19 protein-coding genes are annotated in these 16423 nt (G+C 70.6%); 9 read left to right on the forward strand and 10 right to left on the reverse strand.

All coding sequences use genetic code 11. From position 1 onward, the window contains the following. Positions 1–23 precede the first annotated feature (23 nt). From ACFT4A_RS38800 to ACFT4A_RS38815, 4 genes are all read right to left on the reverse strand, one after another. Entirely contained in the window at positions 24–644 is a 621-nt protein-coding gene (locus tag ACFT4A_RS38800; RefSeq protein WP_382840352.1) for a TIGR04222 domain-containing membrane protein, read from the reverse strand. A gap of 159 nt (positions 645–803) precedes the next feature. After that, positions 804–1040 carry a hypothetical protein gene (locus tag ACFT4A_RS38805; RefSeq protein WP_382840355.1) on the reverse strand — a complete coding sequence of 79 codons (237 nt, stop codon included), beginning with the start codon at positions 1038–1040 and terminating at the stop codon, positions 804–806. A gap of 561 nt (positions 1041–1601) precedes the next feature. Then, positions 1602–2492 (reverse strand): 2-hydroxy-3-oxopropionate reductase, encoded by an 891-nt coding sequence (locus ACFT4A_RS38810; protein WP_382840357.1) that lies wholly within the window; start codon positions 2490–2492, stop codon positions 1602–1604. A gap of 26 nt (positions 2493–2518) precedes the next feature. Beyond that, positions 2519–3340: a TIM barrel protein gene (locus ACFT4A_RS38815; protein WP_382840360.1), complete on the reverse strand. Its 822-nt coding sequence runs from the start codon at positions 3338–3340 to the stop codon at positions 2519–2521. A 272-nt stretch (positions 3341–3612) separates the two neighbouring features. On the opposite strand from ACFT4A_RS38815, the gene ACFT4A_RS38820 reads away from it, so the two are divergent. The 8 genes from ACFT4A_RS38820 (at position 3613) to ACFT4A_RS38855 (ending at position 10428) form a co-directional block, all read left to right on the forward strand. Next, positions 3613–4545 (forward strand): mechanosensitive ion channel family protein, encoded by a 933-nt coding sequence (locus ACFT4A_RS38820; RefSeq protein WP_382840362.1) that lies wholly within the window; start codon positions 3613–3615, stop codon positions 4543–4545. 209 nt (positions 4546–4754) lie between these two features. Continuing rightward, positions 4755–5006 carry a hypothetical protein gene (locus ACFT4A_RS38825; protein ID WP_184588829.1) on the forward strand — a complete coding sequence of 84 codons (252 nt, stop codon included), beginning with the start codon at positions 4755–4757 and terminating at the stop codon, positions 5004–5006. Beyond that, entirely contained in the window at positions 5003–5368 is a 366-nt protein-coding gene (locus tag ACFT4A_RS38830; RefSeq protein WP_189721355.1) for a helix-turn-helix domain-containing protein, read from the forward strand. Before ACFT4A_RS38825 ends, ACFT4A_RS38830 begins: the two co-directional genes overlap by 4 nt. Positions 5369–5496: 128 nt before the next feature. Then, positions 5497–6006, forward strand: coding sequence for a 2-oxo-4-hydroxy-4-carboxy-5-ureidoimidazoline decarboxylase (uraD, locus tag ACFT4A_RS38835; protein ID WP_382840365.1), 510 nt, complete (start codon positions 5497–5499; stop codon positions 6004–6006). Positions 6007–6013: 7 nt separating this feature from the next. Continuing rightward, positions 6014–6418, forward strand: coding sequence for a hydroxyisourate hydrolase (uraH, locus tag ACFT4A_RS38840; protein WP_382840368.1), 405 nt, complete (start codon positions 6014–6016; stop codon positions 6416–6418). Between the two features lie 6 nt (positions 6419–6424). Then, complete coding sequence (gene pucL / locus ACFT4A_RS38845; RefSeq protein ID WP_382840371.1) at positions 6425–7348, forward strand: factor-independent urate hydroxylase; 924 nt, start codon at positions 6425–6427, stop codon at positions 7346–7348. Positions 7349–7456: 108 nt separating this feature from the next. Further along, on the forward strand, positions 7457–8836 hold the full coding sequence (locus ACFT4A_RS38850; protein ID WP_382840374.1) for an 8-oxoguanine deaminase: 1380 nt from the start codon (positions 7457–7459) through the stop codon (positions 8834–8836). A gap of 218 nt (positions 8837–9054) precedes the next feature. Next, the gene (locus tag ACFT4A_RS38855) at positions 9055–10428 is read left to right on the forward strand and encodes a nucleobase:cation symporter-2 family protein (protein ID WP_382840377.1); all 1374 of its coding nucleotides are present in this window, start codon (positions 9055–9057) and stop codon (positions 10426–10428) included. Here ACFT4A_RS38855 and ACFT4A_RS38860 read toward each other — a convergent pair. The 3 genes from ACFT4A_RS38860 to ACFT4A_RS38870 form a co-directional block, all read right to left on the reverse strand. After that, on the reverse strand, positions 10425–10847 hold the full coding sequence (locus tag ACFT4A_RS38860) for an acyl-CoA thioesterase (protein ID WP_382840379.1): 423 nt from the start codon (positions 10845–10847) through the stop codon (positions 10425–10427). The two genes, ACFT4A_RS38855 and ACFT4A_RS38860, sit on opposite strands and share 4 nt — an antisense overlap. A 65-nt stretch (positions 10848–10912) precedes the next feature. Then, positions 10913–11548, reverse strand: coding sequence for a hypothetical protein (locus tag ACFT4A_RS38865; RefSeq protein ID WP_382840382.1), 636 nt, complete (start codon positions 11546–11548; stop codon positions 10913–10915). Between the two features lie 111 nt (positions 11549–11659). Then, the gene (locus ACFT4A_RS38870) at positions 11660–12916 is read right to left on the reverse strand and encodes an MFS transporter (RefSeq protein ID WP_382840385.1); all 1257 of its coding nucleotides are present in this window, start codon (positions 12914–12916) and stop codon (positions 11660–11662) included. Positions 12917–13046: 130 nt separating this feature from the next. On the opposite strand from ACFT4A_RS38870, the gene ACFT4A_RS38875 reads away from it, so the two are divergent. After that, the gene (locus ACFT4A_RS38875) at positions 13047–13931 is read left to right on the forward strand and encodes a winged helix-turn-helix transcriptional regulator (protein WP_382840388.1); all 885 of its coding nucleotides are present in this window, start codon (positions 13047–13049) and stop codon (positions 13929–13931) included. Between the two features lie 58 nt (positions 13932–13989). Here ACFT4A_RS38875 and ACFT4A_RS38880 read toward each other — a convergent pair whose 3' ends face one another. The 3 genes from ACFT4A_RS38880 to ACFT4A_RS38890 form a co-directional block, all read right to left on the reverse strand. After that, complete coding sequence (locus tag ACFT4A_RS38880) at positions 13990–14193, reverse strand: DUF397 domain-containing protein (RefSeq protein ID WP_382840391.1); 204 nt, start codon at positions 14191–14193, stop codon at positions 13990–13992. Then, positions 14193–15017, reverse strand: coding sequence for a helix-turn-helix domain-containing protein (locus tag ACFT4A_RS38885; RefSeq protein WP_382840444.1), 825 nt, complete (start codon positions 15015–15017; stop codon positions 14193–14195). The genes ACFT4A_RS38880 and ACFT4A_RS38885 overlap by 1 nt, the downstream gene beginning before the upstream one ends. 170 nt (positions 15018–15187) lie before the next feature. Further along, on the reverse strand, positions 15188–16396 hold the full coding sequence (locus tag ACFT4A_RS38890) for a pyridoxal phosphate-dependent aminotransferase (protein ID WP_382840394.1): 1209 nt from the start codon (positions 16394–16396) through the stop codon (positions 15188–15190). Between the last annotated feature and the right edge of the window lie 27 nt (positions 16397–16423).

Below are 16423 nucleotides of genomic sequence, written 5' to 3' on the forward strand. Positions count from 1 at the left end.
CGGCCGCCCCTTGTGCGTTCCGGTCAGCTTCCGCCGCCTCCGCATCCGCCTCCGCCGCCACCCCCACCGCAGTAGTGGTACCCGCCACCGCCGCCCCTGCCGCGCGGTGAGTTCTTGAGGAGGCTCTTGCCGCCCACCTCGGCCCGGCGGACCAGCCCCGCCCGCAGGGCGAAGCGCGGCACCAGCAGGTGCAGGGCCGGCTCGCCGTGCAGGGCGACGGCCAGCAGCCTCTCGTCGTCGGTCAGGCCGCGCCGGCTCGTGGGCAGCGGATGGCTCTGCCGCAGCTCCCGCACCTGGCGGCGGGCGGCACGCGTCGGGCCGAGCAGCGGGTAGCGCAGCAGGCCCGCCTCCGCGAGAGGGATGCGCATCAGGGCCACCGCGATCCGGATCTCCGGGCTCTTCACCAGGGCCCGGAGGCCGACGGGCCCGTGCAAGGACGTGTGCACGGCCTGCGCCAAGGGGGACGGCGGCCGCTCCGCGGACACGTCGTCCGCGATGCCCTTCCGTACCGTCCCCGGCCGGTCGGCCTCCACCAGCCCCCGCAGATACAGCTCCACCACGGCGACGGTGACGGCGGCCCGCGGGCCGTCCCCCAGCAGTGCGATCTCGTGCGGCTCCAGCCGGACCGCCGTACCGTCGCTCATGGCTCCACCCCCGTGACGGGGTCCGCCGCCCCCGTGCCGGCGGGCCCCCGTGTGACGAGAATGTGCCCGGCCCCGGGGGCGGTTGAAGCCCCCGGGGCCGGGTTCAGAGGTTCATTTGAGGATGCCGTACGGGGCCTACGACCGCTGCCGTAGGCGTGGTCACGCGTCGTGGTGCTCCGACAGCCCCGGCCAGTCGTCCGGGCCGCCGCCCTGCCACTCGACGAGGTCGCTCTCCGCGACGTCGGTGACGTACAGGTCGGCCAGCCGCAGGATCTCGGCGACGTCGTCGGCGTGGGTGGCGACGCCCAGGGCTTCCTCGCCCAGGGTGACCCTGCGGGATCCGTCCAGGGCGGGGGAGTGGACCACGACATGCGGATGCTGGGTGGAAGGTGCCATGCCTTCAGGCTCCTGCGGACGCACCTGTTCCGCACCCTGAACGGGCTGGCCGTCCGACGGCGCGAGGCTGGGCGCGACAGGACATTCGCGCCGCCGGACGGGGTCTGTGAGGGGTGGGAGGGGAGAGGTGCGGGGACCGCGGCGGTGCGACGGAGCCCGGAACGGTCTTCCCTCGGGTCGAGAAGCCGCTCCCGGTCCTTCACCACCGCACTGGCTCGCAGCCGCCGCGGTCCACACCCTGCCCACGTCCGTGCCCGGGGCGACCACCCCTCATCCGGGTCGCCCCGCGCGGTCGGACGCGGTCAGGGAGTTCAGTCCTCGCGCAGAGCGCGGACCGCCTCCTCCACGCGCCGCCCGTACTCGGGGTCGGCGGCGTGGTTGTCGGCGACGGGGGCGCCGGACTCGGTGGTGAGCACGCGCTCCGACATCGTGACCTTCCGATACGAGAAGTGGTGGGTAGGGGGGACCGGGCGGCGCCGCCCCTTTGGGCGCGACAGGACAGGTGTCAGCGGCGGCGCCGCCCGGGGTCTGGGCCCCCGGGGCTACGAGGGTCGGGAGGGGTCAGAGCTGTGCGCCGGACAGCCGCTCCACGGCCCGCAGCAGCGCCGAGTGGTCCAGGCCGCCGTCGCCCTGCGCGCGCAGGCTCGCGACCAGTTGGGCGACCACGGCGCCGACGGGCAGGGCCGCGCCGACATTGCGGGCGGCGTCCGTGACGATGCCCATGTCCTTGTGGTGCAGGTCGATACGGAAGCCCGGCTTGAAGTCCCGGCCGAGGAAGTTGTCCTTCTTGCGGGTCAGCACGGTCGAGCCGGCGAGGCCGCCGTTGAGGACGTCCAGGGCCGCCTTCAGGTCCACGCCGGACTTCTCCAGGAAGACCACGGCCTCGGCGCACGCCTGGATGTTCACGGCGACGATCAGCTGGTTGGCGGCCTTCACGGTCTGGCCGGAGCCGTGCGGGCCGCACAGCACGATGGTCTTGCCGAGCGCATCGAGGATCGGCTTCGCGGTGTCGAAGTCGCCCTGCTCGCCGCCGACCATGATGGACAGCACGGCCTCGATCGCCCCGGCCTCGCCGCCGGACACCGGGGCGTCCAGCACGCGGATGCCCTTGTCCTTCGCGGCCTTGGCCAGATCGACCGAGGTCTGCGGCGTGATCGAGGACATGTCGATCAGCAGGGCGCCGGACCTGGCGTTCTCCAGGATGCCGTCGGGGCCGTAGGCGATGGCCTCGACCTGGGGGGACGCCGGGACCATCGTGATGACGACGTCGGCGTCCTTCACGGCCTCGGCGATGGAGGGGGCGGCGGTGCCGCCCGCCGCCGCGAGACGGTCCAGCTTGTCCTGCTCCAGGGTGAAGCCGGTGACCTGATATCCCGCCTTGATCAGGTTCTCGGACATGGGGGAGCCCATGATGCCGAGGCCGATCCAGGCGACCTTGGGGAGGTTGCTCATGATGGGGGTGCCTTTCGGTGCGAGGGTCAGCGGGGCAGCCAGTCGAAGGCCTCGGCGCTCGGGCGGTCGCCCGGCTTGTACTCGAGGCCGACCCAGCCGTCGTAGCCCGCCTTCCGCAGCCGGTCGAGGAGGTCTTCGAGGGGGAGCGCGCCCGTCCCGGGGGCGCCGCGGCCGGGGTTGTCGGCGATCTGGACGTGACCGGTCTTCGCGGCGAACCGCTCGATCACCGACGGGAGGTCCTCGCCGTTCATGGACAGGTGGTAGAGGTCCATCAGGAACCGCGCGTTGCCCAGGCCGGTCGCCTCGTTGACCCGGTCGACGACGTCCACGGCCGCCGGTGCGGAGACCAGCGGGTACAGCGGTGACTCGGGCCGGTTCAGCGCCTCGATCAGCAGCACCGCGCCGATCCGGTCCGCGGCCCGGGCCGCCAGCGTCAGGTTCTCCAGCGCGAGCGCGTCCTGCTCGGCCGGGTCCACGCCCTCGACGCGGTTGCCGTACAGGGCGTTGAGGGCCGTGCAGCCCAGGGAGGCGGCGAAGTCGGCGGCCACGTCGATGTTGGCGCGGAACCGCTCCGACTCCTCGCCAGGGAGCGAGAGGGCGCCGCGGTCCGGGCCCGGGAGCTGCCCGGCGTAGAAGTTCAGCCCGGTGAGCCGGACGCCCGCCTCCTCGATCGCCCGCTTCAGGGCGTCGAGCTCGGAACGCTCCGGGACGGGCGAGTCGGTCCAGGGCCACCACAGCTCGACCGCGGTGAAGCCGGCCGCGGCGGCGGCAGCGGGGCGCTCCAGGAGGGGGAGCTCCGTGAAGAGGATCGACAGGTTGACGTTGAAGCGCTGGTCTGCGAATCCCATCGGGTCGGCGCTCCCTTCCTTGTCTTCCGACGTGTCTTCCAGAAGGTATTCCGCATTGCGGAATCATGTTTCTGCTAAACGGAAGATTGCCCGTGGTGCCCGAGGGCTGTCAAGAGGGGCTGCCGGAAAGTCCGTCCCGCCCGGCGGGGTCGACGATCATGCTTGCCGCGACTGTGGGTAGGCGGGGCCCGCGAACTGCCACACCGAGGAACGGAGCCATTCCAGTGCTGACAACAGCAGGCACAGAGCTGGCCGCCCCATGGTCGGGTTGGGTGCAGGACCACACCGAGGCGCTCATCGGGATACCACTGCGGATCGCGCTCATCGTCGCGGTCCTGGCAGTGGTCCGCTGGGCGGCCAAGCGGGCCATCACCCGGGTCGTGCGGCACGTGCTCGAACCTGCCGGTGGTGAGGGCGATGCCACACCGTCAAGGGCACCGGGCCGGGGCCTCGTCGTCCTGCACCGCGACCGGTCACTCGGCCGGCAACGCCGCGAGCAGCGTGCCCGCACCATCGGTTCGGTGCTCAGCAGCGCGGTGACGATCATCCTGTCGCTGGTCGGAGTCGCCATGGTGCTGGACCAGGTGGGCATCGCCCTGGGTCCGCTCATGGCCAGCGCCGGCGTCGTCGGCCTGGCGATCGGCTTCGGCGCCCAGAGCCTGGTCGCCGACTACCTGTCCGGTCTGCTGATCATGGTCGAGGATCAGTACGGCGTGGGTGACTCGGTCGATCTCGGCGAGGCCGTCGGAGAAGTGGAACACGTCGGCCTTCGGCTGACGCATGTGCGTGACCTCAACGGAGGCCTCTGGCACATCCGCAACGGCGAGATCCTGCGCGTGCGCAACGACAGCCAGGACTGGGCCCGTGCCGTCCTGGACGTCGCCGTGGCCTACGACTCCAACCTCGACACCGTGTACCGCGTGCTGGAGGAGACCGGTCACAGCCTTCGCCAGGAACCGGCCTTCGCCGGCCTCCTGCTGGAGGACCCCGCGGTGTGGGGCGTGCAGTCGCTGGACGCCGACGGTGTCATCGTGCGCCTCGCCGTCAAGACCACTCCGCTGCAGCAGTGGGCCGTCACCCGCGAACTGCGCCGCCGGGTCAAGGACGCACTCGACGAGGCCGGCATCGACATCCCGTTCCCCCAGCGCACCATCTGGCTGCGTACGGAGGATGCGGCCGACGATCGCCTGCCGTCTGTTCGGTGACCTCCGGCAAGGCGGCCGGCCACGCGGAACGGCCAGGACCGTGAGCCGGGCCCGGCTCACGGTCCCGACCGACGGCATCGCGCATATGCACAACCTCGCTCCGGCCGCGTTAAGGTCGAGTCGGAGCGGCTGGGCGCACCGGCGCTCAGTGCCCTCTCAGTCGGAGGACTGAGAGAATATGCAGGTCAGGGCGATGCCGTGGGGGCGCAGTGCGACTGAGAGTGGAGTTCACGACCGAGCCCTTCGACCTGGACGAGGCACCCGCGCACGCGCTGGTGGCCCGCGAGGTCGTGGAGGCCGCCGAGCTGGACGCCGTGGACGTCGGCCCGTTCGGCAACACCGCGGAGGGCGGTGCCGACGCCGTGCTCACCGCCGTGGACGCCCTGCTCCGCAAGGCCCTGGAGGCCGGGGCCACCCGGATCTCGCTCCAGGTCAACGTGGCCGAGGAGGGCGAGGCATGAGCGGCGCGGGGGACGAGCCGTTCATCGCGGCCGTGAAGCCCCTGGTCGACGCCATGGGCGGCGAGATGATCCCGCCGGACGAGGCCGGCCCCGACGACGTCGTCCTGGCCTGGGAGGGCAGCGACGCCGTCGCCGTACGGCTGCCGCAGCTCGCCGACTCCCTCGATCACATCCTCGCCGCGATGGAGCGCCGCAAGGGGCCGCTGGCCGACCTGGACCGCAAGGCGAAGCAGGAGGTCGTACGGATACTCGAGGCGCGCGGTGCCTTCTCCGTACGGCACGGGGTGGAGACCGTGGCGAGCGCCCTCGGCGTCAGCCGCTTCACCGTCTACAACTACCTGAACCGCGAGAAGGGCGCCTGACCGGCCCCGGTCCCCTCGTCATCCTCATCGCGAATTTTCAACAAACTGTTGACGTGTCGTCGCGGGAGGGCGTTAGCTATCGGCACGCCCGTTCAGCACGAAGGCCGTAACCGGCCACGGAGGCTCCCGTGACTTCCCCTTCCACGCCGCCGGGCCTGGCCCGGTTCAACACCGTCGAGGAGCACGCGGCCCGCGCCGCGCTCCACGAGGCGTGCGCCTCCACGGCGTGGGGGAGGCGACTGCTCGCCGCCCGCCCCTACGCCACCCCCGAGGATCTGTACGCCGCGAGCGACGCCGCCATGGCGGACCTGACGGTCACGGACCTGGAGGAGGCGATGGCCGGCCACCCGCCCATCGGCCGCCCCAAGACCGGCGACCCCACCTCGGCCCGGGAACAGCGCGGCATGTCCGGCGCCTCCGACGCACTCAAGGCGGAGATGCTCGAACTGAACCTCGCCTACCAGGAGAGGTTCGGCCATGTCTTCCTGATCTGCGCCACCGGCCGGACCGGCGAGCAGATGCGCGACGCGGTCAGGGAACGGATCGGCAACCCGCCGGAGCGGGAGCGGGAGATCGTCCGCACCGAGCTGGGCAAGATCAACCGTATCCGGCTCGCCCGACTCGTCGAAGAGGACTGACAGCAGCATGAGCACCTCCGCCACCGCCTCCGTGTCCACCCACATCCTGGACACCAGCGTCGGCCGCCCCGCCGAGGGCGTCGCCGTCCAGCTCTCCGCCCGCTCGGGGCGTAAGGCGGACTGGCAGGCGCTCGGCGGCTCCGCGACCGACGCGGACGGCCGGTGCAAGGACCTCCCGGCCCTGCCGGAGGGGACCACCCACGTACGGCTCGACTTCGCGGTGGAGCCGTACCTCGAAGAATCTGCGAAGAAGCAAGCCGATGCGCAGCAGGACGCCCCCGCGAATCGGGACAGCGGCGCCGGTGTGTTCTTCCCGGAGGTGGCGATCACGTTCGCCGTCGTACCGGGCGAGCACTACCACGTACCGCTGCTGCTCAACCCGTTCGGCTACTCCGTATACCGAGGGAGCTAGCTAAAGATGCCCACGATTCTTGGACAGAACCAGTACGGCAAGGCCGAGAACCGAGTCGTCAAGATCACGCGGGACGGCGCCACCCACCACATCAAGGACCTGAACGTGTCCGTGTCGCTGAGCGGCGACATGGAGGAGGTCCACTACTCCGGCTCCAACGCCAACGTCCTCCCCACCGACACCACCAAGAACACGGTGTACGCGTTCGCCAAGGAGCACGGCATAGAGTCCGCCGAGCAGTTCGGCATCCACCTCGCCCGGCACTTCGTCACCTCGCAGGAGCCGATCAAGACGGCCCGGATCCGCATCGAGGAGTACGCCTGGGAGCGGATCGAGGCCGCCGACGCCAACTCCCGGTTCATCGGCGCCGACGAGGTCAAGCACTCCTTCGTCCGCAAGGGCCAGGAGACGCGGCTCACGCAGATCACGTACGACGGCTCGTCGTGGGAGGTGATCTCCGGTCTGAAGGACCTCGTCGTGATGAACTCGACCAACTCCGAGTTCTGGGGCTACGTCAAGGACAAGTACACGACGCTGAAGGAGGCCCACGACCGCATCCTGGCCACCCAGGTCTCCGGCCGCTGGCGCTTCAACTGGACCGACGACGACCAGCGCATGCCCCACTGGGAGAAGTCCTACGAGCAGACCAAGAAGCACATGCTCCAGGCCTTCGCCGAGACGTACTCGCTGTCGCTCCAGCAGACCCTGTACCAGATGGGTTCGCGGATCATCGAGAACCGCGGCGAGATCGACGAGGTCCGCTTCTCCCTGCCGAACAAGCACCACTTCCTGGTGGACCTGGAGCCGTTCGGGCTGAAGAACGACAATGAGGTGTACTTCGCCGCCGACCGCCCCTACGGCCTGATCGAGGCGACGATCCTGCGGGACGGCTGCGAGCCGCGCATCCCCGTGGACCTCACCAATCTCTGACGTCCCTCTTTTTCGGCACCCGTGGCCGGGGAACCCGTCTCCCGGCCGCGGCACTCAAACTCCCGGGGTCCTGCCGTGCCCACTCCACAACAGCGCAAAGGACGAACCATGGCAGCAGACCGGCGCATCGTCATCGAGAACTGTGCGATCGCGACCGTCGACGCGCACGACACCGAGTACGCCTCCGGGTACGTCGTCCTCGCCGGCAACCGCATCGAGTCGCTCGGCGCGGGCACGGCCCCCGAGGGCCTGGAGAACGTCGTGCGCCGTATCGACGCCTCCGGTCATCTGGTGACCCCCGGCCTGGTCAACACCCACCACCACTTCTACCAGTGGATCACCCGGGGTCTGGCCACGGACCACAACCTCTTCGACTGGCTGGTCGCGCTCTACCCGGTCTGGGCGCGCATCGACGAGCGGATGGTGCGCGCGGCGGCCCAGGGCTCGCTCGCGATGATGGCCCGTGGCGGCGTCACCACCGCCATGGACCACCACTACGTCTTCCCGCACGGCTCCGGCGACCTGTCCGGCGCGATCATCGGCGCCGCCCGCGACATGGGCGTCCGCTTCACCCTCGCGCGCGGCTCCATGGACCGCAGCGAGAAGGACGGCGGCCTGCCCCCGGACTTCGCCGTCGAGACCCTGGACGGCGCGCTGGCCGCGACCGAGGAGACCGTACGGCAGCACCACGACTCCTCCTTCGACGCCATGACCCAGATCGCCGTCGCGCCCTGCTCGCCCTTCTCCGTCTCCACCGAACTGCTGCGGGACGGCGCCCAGCTCGCCCGCCGGCTCGGCGTACGGCTCCACACCCACGGCTCGGAGACCGTGGAGGAGGAGAAGTTCTGCCACGAACTGTTCGGCATGGGCCCGACCGACTACTTCGAGTCCACCGGCTGGCTCGGCGAGGACGTGTGGATGGCGCACTGCGTCCACATGAACGACTCCGACATCGCCGCGTTCGCCCGGACCAGGACGGGCGTCGCGCACTGCCCCTCCTCCAACGCCCGTCTCGCGGCCGGTATCGCCCGGGTCCCGGACATGCTCGCGGCCGGCGTCCCTGTCGGCCTCGGCGTCGACGGCACCGCCTCGAACGAGTCCGGCGAACTCCACACCGAGCTGCGCAACGCGCTCCTCATCAACCGTCTCGGCCCGCACAGGGAAGCCGCCCTGAACGCCCGTCAGGCCCTGCGCCTGGGCACCTACGGCGGTGCCCAGGTCCTGGGCCGGGCGGCGGAGACCGGCTCCCTCGAGCCGGGCAAGCTCGCCGACCTGGTCCTGTGGAAGCTGGACACGGTCGCCCACGCCTCCATCGCCGACCCCGTGACCGCCCTGGTCTTCGGCGCGGCCGCCCCGGTCACCGCCTCCTTCGTCGACGGCCGGCAGATCGTCGAGGACGGGCGGCTGCTCACCGCCGACGAGGACGCCATCGCCCGCTCGACGCGGGACGAGGCCCAGCGGCTGGCGAGGATCGCCGCGCAGGGCTGAACACCCCGATGACTCCGGCCGGGAGGGACGGCTCCCGGCCGGTGGCCGTGGACCCGAGCGGGGACCACGGTGCCGTCTCCGGGGCGCGCGGATGCGTGCGCCCCGGAACGGTCCTCCCGTCATCCGCATGTCCGGTCCCGCACGACCACCCGCACCACCTCCTTGACACCCACGGCAGCCATCGACGCGGCCGTGTACCCGACCGGAGGGACGCCGCCGTGGCCGACCACCCCGTTGACGAAAAACTCCCCGCGCTCAAGATGGCGACGACCGGCCTCCAGCATGTGGCCGCCATGTACGCCGGAGTCGTCGCCCCACCCCTGATCGTCGGCGCGGCCATCGGCCTGTCCGCCACCGATCTGACCTTCCTCACCGGCGCCTGCCTGTTCACCGCGGGCCTCGCCACGTTCCTGCAGACCCTGGGCATCTGGAGGATCGGCGCCCGGCTGCCCTTCGTCAACGGCGTCACCTTCGCCGGTGTCGCCCCCATGACCGCGATCGTCGCCTCCACCGAGGACAAGTCCGACGCCCTGCCGATCATCTTCGGCGCGGTCATCGTCGCCGGACTCCTGGGGTTCATCGCCGCCCCCTTCTTCAGTAAGGCGGTGCGCTTCTTCCCGCCGGTGGTCACCGGGACGGTCATCACCCTCATAGGCATATCCCTCCTCCCGGTCGCCTTCGGCTGGGCACAGGGACCCGATCCGGCGGCGCACGACTACGGTTCGGCGACCAACCTGGGGCTGGCCGCCGTCACCCTGCTGATCGTGCTGCTCCTGCGCCGCTTCACCACCGGCTTCGTCAAGCAGATCGCGGTGCTGCTCGGCCTGGTCGCCGGCACGCTGATCGCGATCCCGTTCGGCGCCACGGACTTCGGCCCGGTCGCGGACGCGGCCGTCATCGGCTTCCCGACCCCGTTCCACTTCGGTGCCCCGCAGTTCCAGCCGGCCGCGATCATCTCCCTCTGCGTGGTGATGGTGGTCTCGATGACCGAATCGACCGCCGACATGCTGGCGTTGGGCGAGATAGTCGACCGTCCCGCAGACGAGAAGACCATCGCGGCCGGCCTGCGCGCCGACACCCTCGGCTCGGCGATCAGCCCGCTCTTCAACGGCTTCATGTGCAGCGCCTTCGCGCAGAACATAGGCCTGGTCGCCATGACCAGGATCCGCAGCCGCTACGTCGTCGCCACCGGCGGCGGCTTCCTGGTGCTGATGGGCCTCTGCCCCATGGCCGCCTCCCTGATAGCCGTCGTACCGCGCCCGGTGCTCGGCGGCGCCGGCGTGGTCCTGTTCGGCTCGGTCGCCGCCAGCGGCATCCAGACCCTGGTCAGGGCCGGCCTGGACAAGGACAACAACGTCCTGATCGTGGCCGTCTCCCTGGCCGTCGGCATCATCCCCATCACGGCGCCGGAGTTCTACCACGCCTTCCCGGAGACGGCTCGGATCGTCCTGGACTCGGGCATCTCCACGGGCTGTGTGGCGGCCGTCCTGCTGAACCTGGTCTTCAACCACCTGGGCAACAAGGACGCACAGGACGTCACCCATCCCATGGAGGCGGGCGAGGAGATCACGGGGGCGAGCCGGGCCGCCTAGAGCCCGAACAACCCCGGGTCCGAAGCCAGTTCCTTGAAGACCTTCGCGGGGTCGGCGACCAGCCTGCGTTCCTTGAGGTCCAGGATGCCGCCGACCGCCGTGATCTCGGCGGCCACCGTGCCGTCGGTCTTGCGGACGGTCTGTTCGATGCGGAACGTCTTGCCGCTGCCCCAGTCGAAGGCGCAGGTCACCTCGACCTCGTCGCCCGCGAGGAGCTCACGTTTGTAGCGGATGGTCGTCTCCAGGGCGACCGGGCCCACGCCGGTTCCCGTGAGTGCGGACTGGCTGACGCCCGCGGCGTGCAGCAGTGACCAGCGGGCGTGTTCCGCGTAGTTCAGGTACACGCTCTGGTTGAGGTGACCCTGGACGTCGGTCTCGTAACCACGGACGGTCACTGGGACGGAAAACGGCTCGCTCACGGCATTCCCCTCTCGCACCGGACTCTCATGCATCGCACAACGATCCACCGATCTTGGCATGTCCATCACGCTCGGCGCGGGGAAGCCAGGAGATACCGGGTTCCGGTGCGCGGTTCGCGGTGGTCGCTCACCTGCCAGCCTGCCCCCTCCAGAGTGGCCGCGCAGGCGCGCAGTGCCTCACCGTCGGGCTCGTGCACGGCCACGGCCTCCGGCTGCGGGGTCGTCCGCACCCGGTATCCCTCCTCGGAGCCCTGCACAGACGGCTGATGCCCGGCCGCCTCCAGGGCCAGCGCGGCCGCCTCCGCCAGATGCGTACGCTCCCAGCCGCACGGCCGGTCCACGGACCCGTCCGGGTTGGTCATCCGGCGCAGCTCCAGCAGGCCCTGCCAGGCGCTGTGCACCTCACGGCGCCGGGCCGGACGCCCGGTTTCCGGCGCCGCCTCCTCACCCCCGACGCGCGCCGCGAACACCCCCGTCGACGCGGGGGCCTCACCGGCCGGCTCGGGCGTCCCCGTCACGCCCTGCCGTACCCGATGCCCCTCCGGCGTCAGAAAGTGATCGTGCGGCGGCCGGGGGTGCCGGAAGGCCAGCCCGCGCTTCACCAGCGCGGCGAGCTGCGCCTCCGTACCCCTGAGCCGCCCGGTCACCGGGTCGGCGTCGTCGATGACACGCCGCTGCGCGGCGGTCGGCGGTCGGGTCACGGCGCGCTCCTCTCCGGCGCAGGCCTCGGGGCACTCGCCCCATCTGCTCGAAGGCTACGACCCGCCACTGACATTCCCCGCCGGGACCACTCCTCGCCCGGGGTGTCCGTGTCAGACAAGGTCCCGGCGGCGGCCCACAGGCACCGTGAGCAGATACAGCGGCGGCAGGAGCGCGGCCGCGCACACCGTCCACAGGGTCGCGTGCGTCCCCGCGTACGTGGCGAGCAGGCCGGCGCTGAGAGCGCCGAGGGGCTGGGCGCCCCAGGAGACGAAGCGGACGGTGGCCATGACACGGGAGAGAAGCTCGGGCGGCGACTCGGTCTGGCGGTGGGTGCGGGTGGTGATCGACCCGATGGCGACGCCGCAGGCGAAGCCGGCATGGCCCAGGGCGAACCAGTACGCGTCGGCGGCGGATGTGGTCAGCGGGACCAGCAGGGCGGCACCGCCCCCGGCCAGCGCCGCACCGACGAGGCCCCGGGCTGTGCCGAACCGCCGGGTGAGCCGGACCGCCACGGCGGATCCCGCGAGCGCCCCGACTCCGTCCATGGCGAGCACCAAGCCGAGTTCTCCGGGCGTCAGTCCGGCCTCCCGGACCAGGTACAAGGGAGTGAGGGCGACCAGGGCGGCGCAGACGAAGTTCGTCGCGGTGGCCCAGAGCATGCAGGGCAGCATCACCGGGTGCCGCGTCACATACGTCCAGCCCTCACGGATCAGCCGGAGGGCGCCGTCGCCGGAGGGGGGAGCGGGACGGCGCTCAGGGAGGGTACGCAGCAGCACGGCGGAGAGCAGGTAGCTGGCCGAGTCCACGAGCAGTGCGCCGACCGGGCCCGCGGCGTGCACGAGGAGGCCGCCCCCGGAAGGCCCCCCGGTCTCGGTGACGGCGTGCGTGCCGGACATCAGGCTGTTGCGGGCGGCGAGCTGCCGGTCCGGGACGATGGCGGGCAGAAAGGTCGAGTTGCCGATGTCGAACAGCACGGTCGCGGCGCCGGTGACCAGAGCGGCGAGCAACAGGTGCTGGTAGGTGAGCCGGTCGAGCCACCAGGCGAGCGGCAGGGATCCCACGGCGGCGAACCGTACGAGATCGAGGGTGACCTGGAGACGGCGGAGCGGGACGCGCTGGGCGATCACTCCGGCCGGGAGGCTGAGCAGCAGCCAGGAGATCTGTCCGGCGGCGGCGAGCAAGGCAGCCTGCAACGCGGTGACGTCGAGGACTGTGAGGGCGACCAGGGGGAGAGCGAGGGCGGTAACGGCCGTGCCCGCGTCGCTGACGGTGGCGGCGGCCCAGTAGCGCCAGAAGACGGCCGGAGGCGTGGTCGCGTGGTGAGTGCGGTGGAGATCGCGCTCCGGGACCGTCGGCGTCTCGCTCATGCGGTGCCCACCCTTCAGTGAGTCTCTTTTGGGAACTTACCTGACCTCGAATCAGTTCCTATCCGGAACTGACCCCATGGCGCAAGATGGTTTCGAAGCCCGGATGTTGGATCCGCGAGACAGGAGGCTCATGGTCAGGTCAGTGCCCCAGCGGGACTCCGCCTGTGCGATCGCGCAGGCGGCGGCGGTGGTCGGGGACTGGTGGAGCCTGCTCCTGGTCAGGGAGACCGCACGCGGGCACCACCGGTTCGACGCGCTTCAGGGGGAGTTGGGGATCTCCCGGAAGGTGCTGACCGAGCGCCTCGCGCACCTGGTGGAGGCGGAGGTCCTGGAGAGGGTTCCGTATCAGAGCGGCCCGGTGCGGTACGAGTACCGGCTCACGGAGAGCGGGCGGGGGCTGCTGCCCGTGCTGCTCTCGATGCAGGACTGGGCGGACCGCTGGCTGCTCGGCGACGGCTCACTGAGCGGCACGGCCGACGCGGACAGTGCGGAGGCGCTGCGAGTGGCGGGCCTGGTGGGCGAGCGGCTGCCGATCCTCGAACTGCCGGGGCACCGGGACGGTGAGCCGCTGGACCCGGTGGCCGAGGCCGCTGCCACCGTGCTGTTCTGCTACCCCGCGACCGGTCGCCCGAGTCCGTTGCCGGACGGGTGGGCCGATATTCCGGGTGCCGTCGGCTGCACGCTGGAAAACCGGTTGTTCCGGGACGCGTACGACGAATTCCGCGCGGCGGGCGCCGAAGTGCGCGGCGTCAGTACGCAACGCCCGGACGAACAGCGGGTGTTCGCGGCCGAGGAGGGCATTCCCTTCACCTTGCTCTCGGACGTCGACCTGCGCCTCGCCGCCGCTCTGCGGCTTCCGGTGTTCCGTGCCGGGCAGGCGCTGCGGGTGAAGCGGGCGGTGCTGGTGGTGGACCGCGAACGCGTGGTGCGCCAGGCGCACTTCCCGGTGACGGACATCCCGGGGGCGGTGCGCGAGGCGCTGGCCGTGGTACGGGCGGTGGCTGCCGGGAACTGAACGTGTCGACGCCCCGGGCCGGTACGGAACCGGACGCGGGGCGTCAGTGGGGCGTACCTCAGTGATCTGCGGCGTACGAGACGAAGGCGGCCCACTGCTGAGCCCCGAAAGCCAGTTGCGGGCCCTGCACCCGCTTCGAGTCCCGTATGTGAATGCTCTGGGGCGCGAAAGCGACCTCCACGCACTCCGGGCCGTCAGCGGTGCTGTAGCTGCTCTTGAACCACTCCAGCGCGGAACTGTTGCCCGACGTGGGGTTGGTCATCATGTCTCTCCCAATACTTTCTCAATAAAGGCCAGCGACTCGCGGGGCGTGTGAGCTTGGGCCCGGATGATGCCATAGCGGACCTCGAAGACCTGGATCTCCTTGGGATGCGAGATCAGGCGACTGGTGAGCTGCACCTCGTTGTGCGCCACCGTGTCTCCCTTCTGAAGGCGCAGTAACTGGAGTGATCCGTCCAGACCAGCGTGGTCCTCACGATCCGTGGGCATCACCTGGATCTCCACGTTTCGCCGCCGACCAACCTCCAACAGTCGTTCGAGCTGCTTCCGCATCACCATTCTGCCCCCGAGCGGACGGCGCAGCGTCACCTCTTCCAGGACGAAACTGAAGACGGGACTGGGCTGCCGGTCGAAGATCTCCTGCCGCGCCAAACGCGCGGCGACGAGCCGTTCGACCTCGTCCTCGGCGAAGGGCGGACGCCGCATCCCGTACAACGCTCCCGCGTACTCCGGTGTCTGGAGCAGGCCATGGACGACGGAGTTGGCGTAGGCGCACAGCTCGACCGCCTCGGCCTCCAACTTCGCCAGATCCCGCACCTTCTTCGGGTACCGGGCCTCCTCCACGTCCCTCCGCAGCCCGACGATCAGCCCTCCGGCGTCCAGCACCTGATCGGCCGCCTCCAGAAACGTCGGACTCGGCGCCCGCCGCCCCCGCTCCACCGAGGACACCTGCTCCTCGCTGTACCCGATGGCCGTCCCCAACTCGGCCTGTCGGAGCCCCTTCCGTTCGCGGCAGGTCTTGATGACCCTGCCGACCGTCCGCAGTACCCCTGCCGACTCCTCGTCGTCGGCACCGTACGGCTCCATCCCGCCCCCGGTCTGCGACCCCTGCACCGTCACGCCCACGCCCGGACACCTCCTTCTGTCGCCCGACTCCAACTCCCCGTCGGCGTCATGCGTAACGCGACGCCGCCCGGACAGAGCCGGACAGCGACCGGACAATGAGGCTGTGTACCGCCGTCCCCTGGCTGACGGACCTACTGCCGATACCCGCCCAGGAACCGCCCGATCCGCCCGATGGCCGCCTCCAGATCATCGGCATGCGGCAGCGTCAGGATCCGGAAGTGATCCGGGGTCGGCCAGTTGAAGCCCGTGCCCTGGACCACCTGGATCTTCTCCCGCAGCAGCAGGTCGAGGACGAACTTCTCGTCGTCGTGGATCTTGTGCACCTTGGGGTCGATGCGCGGGAAGGCGTACAGCGCGCCCTTGGGTTTCACGCAGGTCACGCCCGGGATCTCGTTGAGCTTCTGCCAGGCCACGTCCCGCTGTTCCAGCAGCCGCCCGCCCGGCTTGGTGAGGTCGCCGATGGACTGGCGCCCGCCGAGTGCGGCCTGGATGGCGTACTGGGCGGGCGCGTTGGCGCACAGCCGCATGGAGGCCAGCATGGTGAGGCCCTCCAGATAGTCCTTGGCGTGCTGCCTCGGGCCCGTGACCACCAGCCAGCCGGAGCGGAAGCCCGCCACGCGGTAGGTCTTGGACAGCCCGCAGAAGGTGAGGACGACCAGGTCGGGGGCGAGCGCGGCGGCGGAGTGGTGCACGGCGTCGTCGTAGAGGATCTGGTCGTAGATCTCGTCGGCGAACACCATCAGGCCGTGCCGCCGGGCGAGGTCGAGGATGCCCTCGACGATCTCCTTCGGGTAGACCGCGCCGGTGGGGTTGTTCGGGTTGATGATCACGACCGCCTTGGTCCGGTCAGTGATCTTCGACGCCATGTCGTCCAGGTCGGGGTACCAGTCGGCCTGCTCGTCGCAGAGGTAGTGGACCGCCTTGCCGCCCGCGAGGGTCGTCACCGCGGTCCACAGGGGGAAATCCGGGGCGGGGATGAGAACCTCGTCGCCGTCTTCGAGCAGCGCCTGTACGGCCATGGAGACCAGCTCCGACACGCCGTTGCCGAGGAAGACGTCGTCGACGCCGATCTCCAGGCCCAGAGTCTGGTAGCGCTGGGCGACCGCACGGCGGGCGGACAGGACGCCGCGCGAGTCGGTGTACCCGTGCGCCTGGGGCAGCATCCGGATCATGTCCTGGAGGATCTCCTCCGGCGCCTCGAAGCCGAAGAGCGCGGGATTGCCGGTGTTCAGGCGCAGCACACTGTGTCCCGCCTCCTCCAGCGCGTTGGCGTGCTCGATGACCGGGCCGCGGATCTCGTAACAGACCTCGCTGAGCTTGCTCGACTGCCGGAACTCCATGCGCGCGCTTCCCCTCGGCCGATTGGT

The sequence above is a fragment of the Streptomyces sp. NPDC057099 genome, assembly GCF_042671245.1.
Classification (GTDB): domain Bacteria; phylum Actinomycetota; class Actinomycetes; order Streptomycetales; family Streptomycetaceae; genus Streptomyces; species Streptomyces purpurascens.